This is a genomic window from Vannielia litorea (assembly GCF_019801175.1).
GTDB lineage: Bacteria > Pseudomonadota > Alphaproteobacteria > Rhodobacterales > Rhodobacteraceae > Vannielia > Vannielia litorea_B.
In genome coordinates, this window is the sequence record NZ_JAHVJR010000003.1 from 298,449 (window position 1) to 314,538 (window position 16,090).

The following is a 16,090-nucleotide window of genomic DNA, read 5'->3' on the forward strand; positions in this document are numbered from 1 at the left end:
ATGGCGGGCCAATGTCGTGGACCGATGAGCGCGTGGAAACCCTGAAGCGGATGTGGGGCGAGGGCCAGTCGGCCAGCCAGATTGCCAAGGAGCTGGGCGGTGTGACCCGGAACGCGGTGATCGGCAAGGTCCACCGGCTGGGGCTCTCCAATCGCACGACGGGCAATGCCTCGGCACCCGCGGCCAAGCCTGCGGCGAAGGAAAAGCCCGCCCCGGCGGCGGCCAAGGCCAAGCCCAAGGCGAAGCCCGCCAAGGCCGCCGAGCCCGCGCCTGCGGAGAAGCCCGCGAAGGAAGAGCCGGCGACCCAGAGCGCCGCGCCGATCAGCCCGGCCCGCAAGGCGATCATCCCCGCTGGCCAGCCGCTGCCGCCGCAGCCCTCGGCCAACGAGATCAGCCCCGAGGCACTGGCCTCGGTGCGCGAGGTGGAGAAGAAGGCGAAGAAACTCAGCCTGATGGAACTCACCGAGCGGACCTGCAAATGGCCGATCGGCGACCCGGCGACCGAGGACTTCTGGTTCTGCGGCCTGTCGGTGCAGCAGGGCAAACCCTACTGCGAGGCCCATGTGGGCGTGGCCTTCCAGCCGATGTCCTCGCGCCGCGACCGCCGCCGCTGAGGGGGTTTGTGCAGCAAATATGAGGTTTGTTGCACAAGGCCTGCGGCGCTTTGCATAGCGAAAATGAAAATTGATATGCAAGGCCGGGGTGATTGCCTCGGCCACACATAGGTGCGCTCCGGTTGGCGGCTGCGGGCGCCCGTGACGGTTGTTCAACAGTGAGATCGGCCCAGTGAGATGGCCCGAAAGCCGGGCCCTCCTGACAGCGGTTTGACAGGAATCCCCGGTCACGGACTTGTCAGGCCACGGCGCGGCCCTAGAACTCTTGCCCTGATGTAACGAGGGATGAAGGAGGCCGGACGCATGGCCCCGATCATATCAATCAAGGGATTGCAGAAGACCTATGACAGCGGCCACACGGCGCTGCACGGGGTCGATCTGGATATCGAAGAAGGCGAGATCCTTGCCCTGCTCGGGCCTAACGGCGCGGGCAAGACCACCACGATCTCGGCGGTGTGTGGGTTGGTCACGCCCACCGGCGGCACCGTCACAGTGGGCGGGCATGACATTGCCACCGACTACCGCGCCGCGCGTTCGATGATCGGCCTTGTGCCGCAGGAGATCTCGATCGAGCCGTTCGAGAAGGTGATGAACACGGTGCGGTTTTCGCGCGGGCTCTTCGGCAAGAAGCGGGATGACGCCTATCTGGAAAAGGTGCTGCGGAGCCTCAGCCTGTGGGACAAGCGCGACAGCAGGAACAACGAGCTTTCGGGCGGGATGAAACGGCGGGTGCTGATTGCCAAGGCGCTGAGCCACGAGCCGCGCGTGCTCTTCCTCGACGAGCCCACCGCGGGCGTGGACGTGAACCTGCGCAAGGACATGTGGCAGCTTGTCCGCGAACTCAGGGCCGACGGTGTGACCATTATCCTCACCACCCACTACATCGAGGAGGCCGAGGAGATGGCCGACCGGATTGGGGTGATCGACAAGGGGCGGCTGCTGCTGGTCGAGGAGAAGGACAAGCTGATGAAGTCGCTGGGCCGCAAGCAGCTGGTGCTGGAGCTGGCCAAGGTGCCCGAAGCCATCCCGGCGAGCCTTGCGGGCTACGAGCTGGAGCTGGAGGGCAACCGGCTGACCTACACCTTCGATACCACCGCCGAGAGCACGGGCGTGACCCGGCTTATGGCCGATCTGGCCTCGGCAGGGCTGAAATTTACCGACCTCTCGACCCGGCAATCGAGCCTTGAGGACGTGTTCCTCTCGCTTGTCGACGAGGGGCAGCAGAAGGAGGCGGCGCAATGAACTGGCTGGCGATTGGCGCGATCTACCGTTTCGAGATGTCGCGGTTCTTCCGCACGGTGACGCAGAGCATCATCTCGCCCGTGCTGTCGACGGTGCTTTACTTCGTGGTCTTCGGCTCGGCCATCGGCGGGCGGATCGAGAGCGTGGAGGGGGTGAGCTACGGCGCCTTCATCGTGCCGGGCCTCGTAATGCTGACGCTGCTGCAGCAATCGATCAGCAACGCCAGCTTCGGGATCTACTTTCCGAAGTTTATCGGCACGATCTTCGAGCTGCTCAGCGCCCCGATGTCGTTCATCGAGATCGTCATCGGCTACGTGGGGGCGGCGGCGACGAAGGCGCTGTTCATCGCGGGGATCATCATGATCACGGCGAGCTTTTTCGTGGAGCTGAACATCCTGCACCCGGTCTGGATGCTGGCCTTTCTGGTGATGACCGCTGTCAGCTTTGCGCTGCTGGGCTTCATCATCGGGATCTGGGCGAAGAACTTCGAGCAGTTGCAGCTCATTCCGCTGCTGGTGGTGACGCCGCTCGTGTTCCTTGGCGGGTCGTTCTACTCGATCTCGATGCTGCCGCCGGCCTGGGCGACGGTGAGCCACTTCAACCCGGTACTCTACCTCGTCAGCGGGTTCCGCTGGAGCTTTTTCGGCATCTCGGATGTGCCGGTGGGCATCTCTCTGGTGGCGGTTGCGGGCTTTTTCGTGATCTGCCTCGCGGCGATCTACGCGATCTTCCGCACCGGCTGGCGGATCAAGCCCTGACATTTTGGCGCGCGCCGGGCGGGGGAGGTCAACCCGGCGCGCGCCCCGACGGGGACGTTTTTCAGACCCCGTCGTAACTCTCGACCGTGCCGAAGCGGTGCTTGTAGTCCATCTTCGGCTCGTCCTTCATGGCCTGCACGAGGCCGGAACAATCGGCATCGGTCAGCTCGAAGCATTTGCCCGCGCGGCCCCGGATCACCTCCCACGCCGCAATGGGCGGGCCTTCGGTGAAGGGGCAGGGCGCACCGGCGTCATAGGCCGCCGCGTTCAGCCCGTGGACGTAGAGCGCCTGCGCGACATAGGCCGCGGCTTCGGATTGCTCGACATACATGTGCAGCCGCTCGATATCGAAGAGCGCGTGTACGCTCTCGTGCAGTATCAACCCCTCAAGCAGGCCGCTGCGGGCGCCAAGGCTTTTGAACCCGAGATAGAAGGCATTGCCGCCGGGGTCGTAGAAGGCCTTTTCGGTGCCGAGCTGCGGGGCATAGACAGGGGTGATCTTGCCCTCCACCAGCGCCCCCACCACCTTGCCGAAGCCCTGCCCGGTGACGTGGCCGGTGGCGTAGGAAAAGTGGATGCGCTGGGCGGCATTGGTTGAGAGCACGGCGATGATCATGTCGCTGAGCTGCTGGGTCTCGTCGGCCATCGGGCTACCTCCTCCTGCCGTGCGGCTCAGGCGATGCCGTCATTGCCGGCGTCGTCGTCGCCCCGGCCCTGATAGAGGCTATCGCTTTCGAGCGCCGCGTAGAGCGGGGCCAGCTCTTCACCGGTGAAGGTATGCGCGCCGCCACGGGCGGGCACGGAGACGGTGAAGGCGGTGGAGAAGGGCTCGTCGAGTTCGACGGTGCCATTGTCGTCGAAATGGGCCTTGTTGTCGTGGTAGAACCAGAGCGCCTGCGCGATATAGGCCAGCGCCTCGGAGACCTTCACAGTCATCGGCTGGTTGATGTAGTCGAAGGCGGCGTGGGTGCTTTCATGCACCACCAGCGCGGCCTTGAAGGTATCGCCCGAGACCTCCTCGAAGCCCATGTCGAACCGGTTGGGCGTGTAGACCCATGCGCCGCGCACCCCGGCGGGGCCGTGACGGCGGGCGGTGATTGTGCCATCGCTGATCTTGTCGCGGACGGGCTGGTAGATGGAGGGCGTCACGTTGCGGCCCTCGACGGTGAAGTTGAGCTGCTGCATGTGCACGGTGGATATCGTGCGGTTGATCTCCTGAATCAGAGACATGGGTCATCCCTTTCAATTGGTTTTGCGCCCGTTACCGGGCGGCTGATATGAATTGTTGCGCCGGTGCGGCTGAAATTTCCGCAGCGTAAGGCTCTATATGGGGGCGGGGATGCGCGATTTTAAGATGCAGGCCGAGGTGGCTGGGCCGGATTTTGCCGATTGGCGCGGGTTGCACCGGCTCTTGGTGGAGAGTTTTGCCTACATGGAAGGGCGGATCGACCCGCCCTCGTCGCTCGCTGCGCTGACCCCGGAGAGGCTGGAGGCGAAGGCGGAGCGCGAGGTGCTGATGCTGGTGCGCTACGGGTCGCGGATAGTGGCCTGCGGCTACGCGGCGCCGAAGCGGCCGGTGATGTATCTTGGCAAGCTGGCCGTCACCGAGGCCCTGCGCGGGCAGGGGCTGATGCGGCAGATGGTGGACCTTGCGGAGCAGATGGCGCGGGACGGCGGCTTTGAGGCGCTGGAGTTGCAGAGCCGGGTGGAACTGGTGGAGAACCACGCCGCCTTTGCCGCGCTGGGCTTCGTGGAGGCCGGGCGGACGGCGCATGAGGGGTTCGAGCGGCCGACTTCGATCACCTTTCGCCGCAGCGTGCCCCCTTCCGCCGTGGGGCAAGCGGCTGTATAGCGCGGCCATGTCCAGCAATCCGCCCGACCTGCGCCCCGATCTCGCCCCCGCCCCGAAGTTTGGCGATGCCCCCCGCGAGGGGCAGCCGCGCATTGGGATGGTGTCGCTCGGGTGCCCGAAGGCGCTGGTGGACAGCGAACGTATTCTGACCCGGCTCAGGGCCGAGGGGTACGGGATTTCGCCCGATTATTCCGGTGCCGATGCGGTGATCGTGAACACCTGCGGGTTTCTGGACTCGGCCAAGGCGGAGAGCCTGGATGCGATCGGCGAGGCGATGGCGGCCAATGGGCGGGTGATCGTGACCGGGTGCCTCGGGGCAGAGCCGGAGTATATTACGGGCGCGCACCCCAAGGTGCTGGCGGTGACCGGGCCGCACCAATACGAGCAGGTGCTGGACGCGGTGCATGCCGCAGTGCCGCCTGCGCCCGATCCGTTCATCGACCTGCTTCCGGCCTCCGGCGTGAGCCTGACGCCGCGCCACTACAGCTACCTGAAGATCTCGGAGGGCTGTAACCACAAGTGCAAGTTCTGCATCATCCCCGACATGCGCGGGCGGCTGGTGTCTCGCCCCGCCCATGCGGTGGTGCGCGAGGCGGAGCGGCTGGTGGACGCGGGGGTGAAGGAGTTACTGGTCATCAGCCAGGACACTTCGGCCTATGGCGTGGATATTAAGCACGCGGAGGAGCGGGGGCACCGGGCGCATATCACCGATCTGGCGCGCGACCTTGGCGGCCTCGGGGCCTGGGTGCGGTTGCATTATGTGTATCCCTATCCGCATGTTCGGCAGGTCATTCCGCTGATGGCGGAAGGCCTGGTGCTGCCTTACCTCGACATCCCCTTCCAGCATTCGCACCCTGAAACGCTGAAGCGCATGGCGCGGCCCGCACATGGCGAGAAGACGCTGGAGCGGATCGCTGAGTGGCGGGATATCTGCCCGGAGATCACCCTGCGCTCGACCTTCATTGTCGGCTACCCCGGTGAGACCGAGGAGGAGTTCGAGCACCTGCTGGACTGGCTCGACGAGGCGCAGCTGGATCGGGTGGGGTGCTTTCAATACGAGAACGTGGCCGGGGCGCGGTCCAACGACCTGCCGGACCATGTGCCGGATGAGGTGAAGCAGGAGCGCTGGGCGCGGTTCATGGAGAAGGCGCAGGCGATCAGCGAGGCCAAGCTGTCGGCGAAGGTCGGCCAGCGGATGGAGGTGATCGTGGACGAGGTGGACGCCGATGGCGTGGCCACGTGCCGTACCAAGGCCGATGCGCCGGAGATCGACGGCAACCTCTTTATCGACGAAGGCACCGAGGGTCTGAGCCCCGGCGATATCGTCACCGTCGATGTGGATGAGGCCAGCGAATATGACCTCTGGGGGCAGCGGGTCGGCTAGGCCGGCGTGACTCCGGCGGCGCGGCGGGCCCAATCGAGCAGCAGGCCGTAAGGGCGGCTCAGCAGCACCATCAGAACGAGGGCGGAGCCGACGGCGGCGCTGATCTGCGCTGCAGTTGCCCCTGCGGCGAGCAGGGTGAGGGCATAGACCGGGGCCTGGAAGCTGATGAAGGCGGCGATGTCGAGCGCGGTGCGGGCGGCGGCGCGGCGGGGCGCGAAGCGGCGGAAGAGCGTGTCGCGCCACCAGCCGTAGGGGCGGCCCGTGGCGACCATCACCGGGATCATCACCAGGCGGGTGAAGAGCACAGCGGCGGGCGCCATTCCGGCGATGAGAAGCTCGGAGAGGGCGGCGACGGTGGTGAAGAACAGCACCGCCGTCAGGGTATCGACCAGAAACAGGCGCATGGGTTGGCTCTATCGGCTGGGCCGGGGGCTGCCAAGCCTTGGCGCGCGGTGGCGGACCGGAAACATGCTGGGGCCGAGAACATACAGGGGTCGGTGGCTCCCCAGTCACCGACCCCTTGGGTGCCAGCGGGGCGGCCTTGCTGGCTCCATCCCTCGCCCTCTGCCGGCACGTCTGGTTGTTCGATCCGCGTTCAGCTGGCCGCCTTTATCAGCAGCCGGTCTGCCCGGGCCATGGCGCGGGTGGAGGCCTCGACGGCCTCATCGGCGGCGGCGCGGGCCTCTGCCGAGCGGCGGCGCAACTCGGCGAAGCGGCGTTGGTTGAGGCAGCGGGGTGGGCAGGCGGCGCCTTGGGGCGGGGCGGCATCAAGGTTGGCATCAAGCCAGTCGGCGCAGCCGTCGGCCCAGTCACAGCCGCGGCAGCGCGTGACGATCCCGGCCCAGCCCGCGGGGCTGAGCGCGCCCTCCTCCATCGCCCCGGCGAGGTCGGTGCGGGTGGCCTTGGCCATACCCATGGCCAGCAGGTAGTGGGTGCGTTCGTCTCCGAGGGGTTTCATGGCGGCACATCCTTTTCCGGTTCGCGCCGTCATTTTGCCCCCAGTCGGGAGGGCGGTCCTTGACTCAGGTCAAGCCGCCTAGTTGGCGGGCACGAGCCGCTCCAGCGCCTTGCCGCCCGCCCATGTGCCGTGCAGCTCGCCGGAGGGAGTGATGAAGTAGTAAACCGGGTTCGGGTCGCCCCATTGCACGGTGATGACCTTGCCGTCGACAAGGCCCGCGCCGGCGTAGCTGCTGCTGCCGACTGTCCATGTCATGCTGACGGATGCGCCGTTTTCGACCAGCGAGACGGTGCCGGTGTACTTGGAGCCATCGGGGTTCATCCCCTCGACGGCGTAGCTGCCGGAGAGGCCCTCGGCCCATGCGGGCAGGGCGCAGAGCGTGGCGGTGGCGAAGGCGGCGAGGGCGCGGCGGGTCAACATGGGCTTGGTCCTGAATGGGTGCTTTGAATGGGCCGAGTGTGCCCGCACCGAGGCTCAGAGAGCAAGCCCCACGAGGATCACCACCCATGCGATTGCGAGGGCCACAGCCGAGAGCGCTACTGCGGCGGAGGCGGTATCCTTGGCCTGTTTGGCGAGCGGGTGGCGCTCCATCGAGATGTGGTCGACCGTGCGCTCGATGGCGGTGTTGAGGCATTCGAAGGCAAAGACCAGTACGCCGCCCATCAGCAGCAGGGCGGTTTCACCGGCGGTGATGGGCAGCAGCAGGGCGACGATGGCGGAGATGGCGTAGGCGATGATCCACTGTTTGAGCGAGTGCTCGGTGTGCCAGACGTGGGCCAGACCCTCCCAGCTCCAGCGGGTGCGGAGCCAGATGCGCCTGATCTGCTGTTTCAACATCCTGACTGCCTCGCGCCGTTCCCCTGCTATTTTACATAGCCGCGTGGGCGCGGGTTTTGAAGCCGCAGCCCCCGGCGCGGACGGATTTGCACCGGGGGTGGCGCGGAGGCGCTACATGTTGGCGGCGGTGCGGCGGACGGTTTCGATCCGCGAGGCGTTGGGCGGGTGCGAGCCGAGGAACACATCGCCGGGGTCGGGGATACGGGTAAAAAACTGCGCGCCGCGCACCGGATCGTAGCCAGCGCGCTTGGCGATGATGGTGCCCACGGCATCGGCCTCCAGCTCGAACTCCTTGGAGAAACGCCGCGCCCCGATGCCCGCGCCGACGCGGGTGGCGGCCTCGACCGCCGCATCGCCGCCGCCGCCCACGCCCACGAGCGTGCCCAGCACCAGCGCGCCGAAGGTGGCGCTCTCGCGGGTTCGGGGGATGTGCTCCTTGATGTGGTGGGCGGCCTCATGGCCGAGGATGAAGGCGAGCTCATCCTGATTGCGGGCATCGGCGATCAGCGCCAGCGTGAAGGCGATCACCGGGCGGCCGTTCTTGTCTTCGGTCTGGTAGGCGTTGGCGGGCTGGCCGCGGCGGTCATCGACGATGATGAGAAAGTCGCAATTGGCACGGGGCAGGCGGGCGCGGCACTCGCGCTCGGCCACCGGCTCGACCCGGTTGACCACCGTCACGAAGTTGCGGGCGGCGGTGTTGGCATCGAAGCGGGAGGGCGTGTCGGTGGCGGGGCCGGGCTGGGCCGGGGGCTGCTCGGGCACCGTGATCTCGGTGCAGCCGGCGAGAAGCGCGGCAGCGGCTAGCGCGATTGCGGGGAATTTCATGCGGGGCCTCGTTTCGGCTGCTCGGTGTTGCACGGGAGCCTAGCAGGCCGCGGGCGGGTGCAGTAGCCCCAAGAGGCCCCCCGGCGGCGCATTGCCGGGGCCGCGCGTTTCGCGGCTGACAGCCCCGGGTGGCCGGGCTAGGCTGCGGATATGTTTACCATCGAACACGAATTCGACGCGACGGTCATTACACTGGTCGATGAAGGCGGCTCACATCTTCAGGAGGATGTGACCATTCAGGCCTTCGAGGACTGCGTGACCGTCGAGCAGCTCGACACGCGGCTGGACGAGGTGCAGAAGATCACGCTTTCGCTCACCCAGATCCGCGATCTGGCGGCGGCGCTGGACCTGCCCGAAGGGGTGTATCAGCTGCGGCCCGCATCGCAGAGCTGAGCGGGGCCAGAGCCGCAGGTTTTGCCGGGCGGCTCAGCGCAGGAGCGTGGTAAAGAGGCTGCCGGAGCTGACGCCGCTGAGGATTTGCAGTGCCGCGCTGGTGCCGCCACCGGTGGAGGCGCCGCCGTTCAGCTCGGTGCGCACGAGGTAGAGGCGGATCAGCTCTTCGCGCGCTTCCGGGTCGGTAAATTGGGAGACATCATCGCTGCCGAAAAGCGCCTGCGCCCGCTGCTTGTAAACTTCGAGCTGCCGGTCGAGATCAAGTGCGGGGAAGGCATCGGGGAGGCCGAAGGCGGTGTCGAACACCTCGCGCAGGGCGGAGGTGCCCATGACCTTGAACCACATGGTATCATTGGCATCGTCCGGGTCGGCGGCGAGGCCGGGCATCTCACGCTCGAAGTTGAGGGCAACGCGCAGCTCCTGCGCCTGCTCGCCCACCCCCAGCTCGAACTGGCGGGTGGTGTAGGCGGATTTGATGGTGTCGATGAAGCCGGTCATCTGCTCGGCCGGGCGCCCTTCGAAAAGGCCAACGATGCGCTGGCGCAGCACCTCGACCTGAGTGGCGCCCGGCAGGGCATCGAAGCCCTCGGCCACGTTGAAGGCGGAGAGGACCGAGGCGCGCAGGCGCGGGTTGCCCATGACATCGGACCAGAGGCCATCGATCTCCTTGCGGAGGGCGGCCTCGCCCGCGGGGTCGCGCTCTTCGGCGGCCATGAGGGTGGTCAGGTCATCGAGCGTGTAGACCAGCTCCATAGCCTTATCGCCCGCCGCCTGCCGCGCGCGGGGCGGCAGGGTATCGGTGCCGGCGCGGATCTGGTCTTCGATGGCGCTGAAGCCGTTGTTTGGGGTCTGGTATTCGCCAAAGCCGAAGGCCTTGGCGAGATCGTGGTAGCGGGTGTCGGAGAGGCGGTTGGCGAGCGCGCGCTCGTCGGTCGTGCCCTCCTCCAGCACCTTGCGAATGAAATACTTGTTGTCGATGTCGTCCGAGAGGCCGAAGGCGCCGAGGGCAACGCGGAGCAGGCGGAAGTCGCTCACCAGATCCTCGGGGGTCTTCACCTTGGCGATGCGCTCCTCGAACTCGGCCATGTCGCGCTGGACGGTGGCCGAATTGGCGAGCGCCTCTTGCTGGTTCTCTTGGGTGCGCTGGAGAAACTGCCAGCCGAGGTAGCCGCCAAGGGGGACGATGGGGGTGAACATCAGGAGGGCTTGACGCTGGGGGGCATGGCGCTGGGGGATGGGCCGGTGGCCGGTGCCTGTGCCGCGATAAGCCTTTCTTCGCGGGGGATGAGGGTGCGCAGGGCCTTGAGCGCCTGATAATGCTGGCCCTCGCGCACCGCCATGGTGGCAGCGTCGAGCTGGCTGCGGCTGTCATGGTCGGTAAAGACCTGGCTCAGTTGCTCGATCCCGCGCATCAGCTGGATATCGGCATCGGCGGGCGCGGTATCGCCCGAGAGCACAAGCTGGGCGATGTAAGCCACCCGTTTCACCGGGGTCTTGGCCTCCTCGGGGTGGATCGCATCGCGCAGCCGCAGGATGTTGGCGCCGGGGGTGACAATGGAGAGCCGCGAGCGGCGGTCGCCGTTTTCGATCACCGCGCCGTTGATCAGCACCCGCTCCTTGGGGCTGAGCTTGAGGACGAGGCCGCTCATTTGACCGCTCCGCCCGCGGCGGCGGCACTGGCCACGGGGGGGGCGGAGGCCTTGGGCGCGGCGGGGGCGGGTGCGCTGCCGAGGCCGCGCATGACGGCCATGTTGATCTCGATCAGCGGCACCACGTTGGCCTTGCGGCGCAGCACCTTGGAGGAGTGCTGGGCGGTGAAGCGGGCGAGGTAGAAGATGCGGGCGCGCAGATCGGGGGTGAGGCCATTGTCATTGTCGGCCACGTCGGCGGCGAGCGCCGTCCAGAGCTGGCGGTTTTCATGCACGGCATTGGCCAGCGCATTGAAGGTTCTGGAGCCTTTGAGGCGGGCGGTGACCCGGCTGAAGGCTGCGTATTCGGTGCCGCGATGGGTGCGCAGCGGGGCCTGCTGGCCGGAGGAGTAGGCGCTTTGCGCCAGTTGTGCGGAGTTCAAGGCTCTGTCCTTCCACGCGAGGGAAACTTAGGTGAGGAGAGCGTGGGCGGGGCGCCCCGGGCCGTTTTGGCCCGTTCCATTGGGCGCCCCGCCCGTGGTCATGTTACCGGAACAGCGACAGGATCGACTGCGGCGCCTGGTTGGCGATGGAGAGCGACTGGACACCCAGCTGCTGCTGCACCTGAAGCGCCTGAAGGCGGGCCGAGGCGGCCTCCATATCGGCGTCCACGAGGCTGCCGATCCCGGCTGTCAGGCTATCGGTCAGGTTGGAGATGAACTCCGACTGTGTCTCGATCCGGCCTTCGACGGAACCGAAGTTGGCAGCCGCCTCGATGGCGCTGTCGATGTAGGTTTCGATGTTGGCCAGAGCGGCCTCGACACCCTCATCGGTGGTCACGTCGATGTTGTCGACACCGGCCAGGCCACCGGTGGCCTCACCATCGGCCAGACCGTTGACCTGAAGGGCCATTGCGGCACCGTCATTGTCCACCTGGAGGACCCACGAGCCGGTGGCGTCATCTTGGTATACGTTGGTCGAGATATCGGACAGGCCCGAGCCGTCGATCTGGATCTTCAGCCCCTTGACCACATCCTCGAAGGTTTCACCCTTGCCGGCGATGTAATCGTAGTTGGTGCCGCCGATCGAGACGCGGTAGCCATCGCCCTCGCTGACGCCGGAGGTCGCCGAAAAGGTCACCTCGGAGGCGCGGGCCTGCAGGTTGGCCCCGGAGAAGCTGGCAGCGGCGGCCGTGGCTGCGACCCCTTCCACATCTGCAGAGAACTGCGTGGTGGCGGAGGTGGTATCGCCGTTGATCTCGATGTCGTCGAAAGCGGAAGTCGAGGTGATGGTGATCACCGCGCCGGTCACCTCGGCCGAGATGTCATCGATGCCAGCAGCGTTGATGGCCGCGGTCAGACCGGCGGACACATCGTTCAACGTGGTCGAATCCGCAGTGTAGGACACCGTGGTTCCATTGATCTGCAGGTTGAAGACATCACCGATCGACTGAGCGGTGCTGATGGTGATTTCCATCTCGTTCCCGGTGTTCGAGAAATCGCGGGTCGAGCTGTCATCGGCGTTCTGCCCGGCGCCGGCCTGCACCGTGACGTTGCCACCGGAGGCGGCGGCATCGGCGGCGGTCAGGGCCGCGCCACCAACGAGCGAGGCACCGGTGCCCATGACGCCGGCCTCATAGCTGAGGTCCTGGCGGGCAACGGTGATGTCGGAGGCCACAACGGAGCCGTCAGAGCTGCGGTCCAGCGAGGACAGCACGTTGACGTCTTCGGTACCCGACAGCAGGTTCAGCCCGTTGAACTGGGCCGCCCCCACGACCGAGGCGATCTGGTCGCTCAGCGCGGTGATGTCGGCCTGAAGCTTTTCGCGATCGACGTTCTCTTCCTGCGCGCCGACGATCTTTTCTTTCATCTGCACGAGCAGATCGGTGACGGTTTCGGCGCCGTTGCGGGCCACCGCGACGGTGCTTTCACCGAGAGACAGGCTCTCGGAGATGGCCTTGAAGCCGCGCACGTCGGATTCCATCACCTTCGAGATCGCCCAGATGGCAGAGTTGTCTCGGGCGGAGCCGACCGATTTTCCGGTCGAAATCTCGGCCTGCACCTGCTCGAGGTTCATGTTGATACCGCGGAGCGTTTGCAGGGCCACCATCGAGCTGGTGTTGGTCAGAATACTGGACATGGTTCACTTGGTCCTTTCAGATGGGCGCTTTGCGCCATTTCGGAAAGTCGCCCCGAGGGGCAACCGGATCCGGTTTCACCGTGTTGCGGACCATTGGCCGGGCCGCGCCACCCACGAAGGTGCGTGGGCGAACCTGCCTCAGTGAGCTTAATGGATTGCTAATACCTCCCCATTCCATCGGCCGAATTTCAGAACAGTTTGTTTTGAATTGTCGCATTGCCCGCCGGTGGAATTAACGTCTGCCAATAGGGATGTGGCAGCGGAATATCGTGAATGGCGCGTCGGGCTCAGGCGCGCCGCTCGAAGCTGGATTTCGCCGGCCCCAGATCCTGCCGCTTGCCCTTGTCAGTATAAGTATCGAGATGCTCGGCGGCGCGCCGAGTCTCGCTGAGCCGCCGGGCAACGGCCCCCAGCCCGCGCTGGGCGGCATCAAGCAGCCGATCATTGCCGCGCGAGCTGACCGAGAGGGCCTCGAGCTGGGTACGGGTCAGCGTGTCGGCCTGGGCTTCGATCTCCTTCAGGAGGCTGTGCTTCTCTTCATAAAGCGCCTCCAGTCGGGTGAAGTCGCCCGCCTTCAGCGCCTCGCGTTCGGCCGCCATAAGGGCCTGCGCCCGCTCGAAAAGTTCAGTGTTTTCAGACATTGTTTCGCGCCTTCAGACTTTCAAAGATATGTTCGGCGAGACCGATTCCGCCCTGCCGGGCCATCGACTTCGCCTGCTCCTGCCTCAGAAACGAGGCAAACCCATCCTCCCCGACACCGCCGCCGAACGACTCGCGGGACTCGCCGAGACCGGCCTGCGCCAGCATCTCCGAAAGAAAGCTGGCCTCCAGTTCAACCGACAACCTGCGCAGCTGCGCCTCGCGTTCCGCCAAGGCGGGACTCGGGGCAGGCGGGGCAATCGGTGGAATCGGCGGCATGGTGGCCCTTTTCGAATTACGGCGATTTTGAGGCATTAGGACAGAAAGCGGTAAAGGATCGGTAACCAAAGCCATGCAATCTGCACCGGACTTCCAGAAGGATCAGGTTGACCAGAAGGATCGGTTGGAAATGCAGAATGCGATGTTGTCGGAATTGGCGATCTTTGCGGTGACCCCCGGCGCAATGGCCGGGCGCGGTGCGGTGCCCGCGGGGCAGGGCGGCAAGGCGGTAGACGCCGGGCCTGACTGGGCGGCGGTGCTGACGACACTGGAGGCCGAGGGCGTAGGGGAGGAGGCCGCCGACGCGGTTGCCGGGATCGTGGCGGCGGTTGGCGATGCGCAAGAGCATGCGGGCGAAGGGGGAGTTCTGGCGGAGGACGTGGAACTCGCCGCGGAGGACACGGAGGGGCGAGTCGCGGCTGGCGAGGTGAGCGATATTGCCGCGGTCGATTCGGAGGCTGAAGTCGTGGCTGGCCGTGCGGAGGCTGATGGACCCGCGCAGGCGCGCGCGAGTGAGGCTCCCTCTTCACTGATCGAGCGGATCATTGGGGCGGTCGAGGGCCGCAAGGCTGTGGAGACCTCGGCCCCGCGCCCGCCGCAGGGGACGGTGATCGGACGGTCAGAAGTGATACGCGCACCGGGAGAGCATTGGGTGACACCAGCGCGGGGCGATTTGCTTACGGGGGTCGGTCGCGCGGAGGCGCCTGCAGCTGCGTCGGCTTCGCCAGTTGCCGGCAGGTCGGTGGAGATGAGCGGGCCGGCGGTTGATGTGGCAAAGGTTTCGCCGGAGGTGGCGAGGCGCACCGCCGTGGACCCGCAGCGAGTCCTTGAAGCGCCTTCTGGAGACGAGGTGGTTTCGGTCGAGGATCGAAAGATTGTCACAGGGGCGGCGTCGATGCTGGCTCCCGTGTCGGCTGCTGAACCGGCGCACAGAGCTATGGTGCCGCCGATCATTTCGCCCGGAGGGGCCAGGGAAGCGCGTGTGTTGCCAGAACAGGCGGCGCAATCCGGGCCGGTCCCGGAGGCGCTCCGGCGAAGTGAGTTGCCTCCCAAGCTGGAGGTCCGTCGGGCGGACGTGGCGCGCGCAACAGTTGCGCCCGCAGCGCCAGTGGCGGTCGTTGAGCCAATCCCTGTAACGGTGCAGCCTGTTGCGGTGGATGCGCTACCGCTGGTGCAGGATGTGCGGGCCTCAGCTGCGCCAACCGGGATGCCTGCCGCGCCGGTGCCACAGCCCGCTGCCGCCACCGCGCAGGCGGTCGCGATGCAGATTGCCGAGATTTCCCGCCCGCTGCCCGATGGGTCGATTGAGCTGAGCCTCCAGCCGGAGGAGTTGGGTCGGCTGAAGCTCTCGTTCAGCGGGGGCGAGGCGGGGCTGCATGTTGTTGTCGCTGCCGAGCGCCCCGAAACGCTGGAGATGATGCGCCGCCATATCGACCTTCTGGCGCAGGAAATGCGGAGGCTCGGCCATGAGGGCGCGCAGTTCAGCTTTGCCGGTGGCGAGGGCAGCTTTGGCCAGCAGATGCAGGGCGAGAGCCAATCGGGCGAGCGGGTCGGCTGGGCCGATGACATGGCTCGCCCCGCCGCCCCTACCACGACACCTGCGGCGCAGGCGCTCGGCCTCGGCCAGGCCGGCCTCGACCTGCGGCTTTGAGAGGACAGATAGATGGAAACCACATCCGCCACAACACCGACCCTGAGCTCGGGCAGCAGCGCTCAGGCCAGCCAGACCTACATCAACTCGGATTTCGAGACTTTCCTGAAGATGATGACGACCCAGTTGCAAAATCAGGACCCGCTGAACCCGCTCGACAGCGCGGATTTTGCGGTGCAACTGGCGACCTTCTCGAACGTCGAACAGCAGGTCCGCACGAACGTTCTTCTGGAACAGCTCGGCGCGCAGATGGGCCTGACCGGCATGTCGGACCTTGCGAATTTCGTGGGGATGGAAACCCGGGTCGCAGCGCCTGCGCTCTTCACCGGCCAGCCGGTTGAAATGACGCTGGATGTCGCGAAAGGCACCGACACGGGCGTGCTAGTGGTGCGGGACGAGTTCGGCATCGAACGGCAGCGCCTGATGATCGACACCACGGCCCCCTACCATGTGTGGCAGGGGACGGATGACAGCGGCGCACCCTTTGCCGATGGGATCTACAGCTTCACGGTCGAGAGCTATCAGAACGGCGAGCTGATCGGCGCGTCGGAGGCGCAGGTCTATGCGCGGGTCGAGGAGGCGCGACTGGAAAATGGCGAGACGGTCCTGCTGCTGAACAGCGGCGCGACGGTGCCTGCCTCCAGCGTAACGGCGCTGCGGTTTCCGGTGGTTTACGAGCAGAGTTCCGATGCTGGCGGAGAGGAGGGGGCCGCGGCGGCAATGGCACGGCGGCAGTATTCCAGCGGGACGATCTGGTAGAGGCTTCGGCGTGGGGTTACGGCGAGCGGCGCGAGCCTGAGCTCCACCCATTCGAACATAGTGAGGCTGCACGGATGACCGAGCGAAGCGAGGCACCGAGAAAGACCGAGCGGAGCGAGGCCACCGGGCGCC

General features: G+C 66.2%; 21 protein-coding genes. 8 read left to right on the forward strand and 13 right to left on the reverse strand.

The window, feature by feature from the left end; translation table 11 throughout:
- The first annotated feature begins 11 nt into the window (after positions 1 to 11).
- The 3 genes from KUV38_RS19880 to KUV38_RS19890 all read left to right on the forward strand — a co-directional run bounded on the left by KUV38_RS19880 (position 12) and on the right by KUV38_RS19890 (position 2,614).
- Positions 12 to 614, forward strand: a complete 603-nt coding sequence (locus tag KUV38_RS19880; protein WP_222471954.1) for a GcrA family cell cycle regulator — start codon at positions 12 to 14, stop codon at positions 612 to 614.
- A gap of 303 nt (positions 615 to 917) precedes the next feature.
- On the forward strand, positions 918 to 1,856 hold the full coding sequence (locus KUV38_RS19885) for an ABC transporter ATP-binding protein (RefSeq protein ID WP_222471955.1): 939 nt from the start codon (positions 918 to 920) through the stop codon (positions 1,854 to 1,856).
- Positions 1,853 to 2,614, forward strand: a complete 762-nt coding sequence (locus KUV38_RS19890; RefSeq protein ID WP_222471956.1) for an ABC transporter permease — start codon at positions 1,853 to 1,855, stop codon at positions 2,612 to 2,614. The genes KUV38_RS19885 and KUV38_RS19890 overlap by 4 nt, the downstream gene beginning before the upstream one ends.
- Before the next feature lie 61 nt (positions 2,615 to 2,675).
- On the opposite strand, the gene KUV38_RS19895 is transcribed toward KUV38_RS19890, so the two are convergent.
- Positions 2,676 to 3,260, reverse strand: coding sequence for a hypothetical protein (locus KUV38_RS19895; RefSeq protein ID WP_222471957.1), 585 nt, complete (start codon positions 3,258 to 3,260; stop codon positions 2,676 to 2,678).
- Between the two features lie 26 nt (positions 3,261 to 3,286).
- Positions 3,287 to 3,844: a hypothetical protein gene (locus KUV38_RS19900; RefSeq protein WP_222471958.1), complete on the reverse strand. Its 558-nt coding sequence runs from the start codon at positions 3,842 to 3,844 to the stop codon at positions 3,287 to 3,289.
- Positions 3,845 to 3,953: 109 nt separating this feature from the next.
- On the opposite strand from KUV38_RS19900, the gene KUV38_RS19905 reads away from it, so the two are divergent.
- A complete protein-coding gene (locus tag KUV38_RS19905; protein ID WP_315898669.1) occupies positions 3,954 to 4,466 on the forward strand; it encodes a GNAT family N-acetyltransferase in 513 nt (170 codons plus the stop codon).
- 7 nt (positions 4,467 to 4,473) lie between these two features.
- Positions 4,474 to 5,850 (forward strand): 30S ribosomal protein S12 methylthiotransferase RimO, encoded by a 1,377-nt coding sequence (rimO, locus tag KUV38_RS19910; protein ID WP_222471959.1) that lies wholly within the window; start codon positions 4,474 to 4,476, stop codon positions 5,848 to 5,850.
- On the opposite strand, the gene alaE is transcribed toward rimO, so the two are convergent.
- From alaE to KUV38_RS19935, 5 genes are all read right to left on the reverse strand, one after another.
- Positions 5,847 to 6,254, reverse strand: a complete 408-nt coding sequence (alaE, locus tag KUV38_RS19915; protein WP_222471960.1) for an L-alanine exporter AlaE — start codon at positions 6,252 to 6,254, stop codon at positions 5,847 to 5,849. The two genes, rimO and alaE, sit on opposite strands and share 4 nt — an antisense overlap.
- Positions 6,255 to 6,445: 191 nt before the next feature.
- On the reverse strand, positions 6,446 to 6,808 hold the full coding sequence (locus KUV38_RS19920; RefSeq protein ID WP_222471961.1) for a DUF6455 family protein: 363 nt from the start codon (positions 6,806 to 6,808) through the stop codon (positions 6,446 to 6,448).
- A 78-nt stretch (positions 6,809 to 6,886) separates the two neighbouring features.
- Positions 6,887 to 7,228 carry a hypothetical protein gene (locus KUV38_RS19925; protein ID WP_222471962.1) on the reverse strand — a complete coding sequence of 114 codons (342 nt, stop codon included), beginning with the start codon at positions 7,226 to 7,228 and terminating at the stop codon, positions 6,887 to 6,889.
- 54 nt (positions 7,229 to 7,282) lie between these two features.
- Entirely contained in the window at positions 7,283 to 7,645 is a 363-nt protein-coding gene (locus KUV38_RS19930; RefSeq protein ID WP_222471963.1) for a diacylglycerol kinase, read from the reverse strand.
- 111 nt (positions 7,646 to 7,756) lie between these two features.
- Positions 7,757 to 8,470 (reverse strand): M48 family metallopeptidase, encoded by a 714-nt coding sequence (locus tag KUV38_RS19935; RefSeq protein ID WP_222471964.1) that lies wholly within the window; start codon positions 8,468 to 8,470, stop codon positions 7,757 to 7,759.
- Between the two features lie 150 nt (positions 8,471 to 8,620).
- Between KUV38_RS19935 and KUV38_RS19940 the strand changes: the two genes are divergently transcribed.
- Positions 8,621 to 8,863, forward strand: coding sequence for a hypothetical protein (locus KUV38_RS19940; RefSeq protein WP_222471965.1), 243 nt, complete (start codon positions 8,621 to 8,623; stop codon positions 8,861 to 8,863).
- A gap of 33 nt (positions 8,864 to 8,896) precedes the next feature.
- On the opposite strand, the gene KUV38_RS19945 is transcribed toward KUV38_RS19940, so the two are convergent.
- The 6 genes from KUV38_RS19945 to KUV38_RS19970 form a co-directional block, all read right to left on the reverse strand.
- Complete coding sequence (locus KUV38_RS19945; protein WP_222471966.1) at positions 8,897 to 10,060, reverse strand: DUF1217 domain-containing protein; 1,164 nt, start codon at positions 10,058 to 10,060, stop codon at positions 8,897 to 8,899.
- Positions 10,060 to 10,512 carry a flagellar biosynthesis repressor FlbT gene (gene flbT / locus KUV38_RS19950; RefSeq protein WP_222471967.1) on the reverse strand — a complete coding sequence of 151 codons (453 nt, stop codon included), beginning with the start codon at positions 10,510 to 10,512 and terminating at the stop codon, positions 10,060 to 10,062. The genes KUV38_RS19945 and flbT overlap by 1 nt, the downstream gene beginning before the upstream one ends.
- Positions 10,509 to 10,934, reverse strand: coding sequence for a flagellar biosynthesis regulator FlaF (gene flaF, locus KUV38_RS19955; RefSeq protein WP_222471968.1), 426 nt, complete (start codon positions 10,932 to 10,934; stop codon positions 10,509 to 10,511). The genes flbT and flaF overlap by 4 nt, the downstream gene beginning before the upstream one ends.
- A 103-nt stretch (positions 10,935 to 11,037) precedes the next feature.
- Complete coding sequence (locus KUV38_RS21135) at positions 11,038 to 12,630, reverse strand: flagellin (RefSeq protein WP_222471969.1); 1,593 nt, start codon at positions 12,628 to 12,630, stop codon at positions 11,038 to 11,040.
- A 287-nt stretch (positions 12,631 to 12,917) separates the two neighbouring features.
- Positions 12,918 to 13,271, reverse strand: coding sequence for a hypothetical protein (locus KUV38_RS19965; RefSeq protein ID WP_222471970.1), 354 nt, complete (start codon positions 13,269 to 13,271; stop codon positions 12,918 to 12,920).
- Positions 13,264 to 13,503 (reverse strand): rod-binding protein, encoded by a 240-nt coding sequence (locus KUV38_RS19970; RefSeq protein WP_410000904.1) that lies wholly within the window; start codon positions 13,501 to 13,503, stop codon positions 13,264 to 13,266. The genes KUV38_RS19965 and KUV38_RS19970 overlap by 8 nt, the downstream gene beginning before the upstream one ends.
- A 118-nt stretch (positions 13,504 to 13,621) precedes the next feature.
- Here KUV38_RS19970 and KUV38_RS19975 point away from each other — a divergent pair, with 118 nt between their 5' ends.
- Together KUV38_RS19975 and KUV38_RS19980 are read left to right on the forward strand one after the other, a co-directional pair.
- Positions 13,622 to 15,199, forward strand: coding sequence for a flagellar hook-length control protein FliK (locus tag KUV38_RS19975; protein WP_222471971.1), 1,578 nt, complete (start codon positions 13,622 to 13,624; stop codon positions 15,197 to 15,199).
- A gap of 12 nt (positions 15,200 to 15,211) precedes the next feature.
- Positions 15,212 to 15,958 carry a flagellar hook capping FlgD N-terminal domain-containing protein gene (locus KUV38_RS19980; RefSeq protein ID WP_222471972.1) on the forward strand — a complete coding sequence of 249 codons (747 nt, stop codon included), beginning with the start codon at positions 15,212 to 15,214 and terminating at the stop codon, positions 15,956 to 15,958.
- Positions 15,959 to 16,090: the final 132 nt, after the last annotated feature.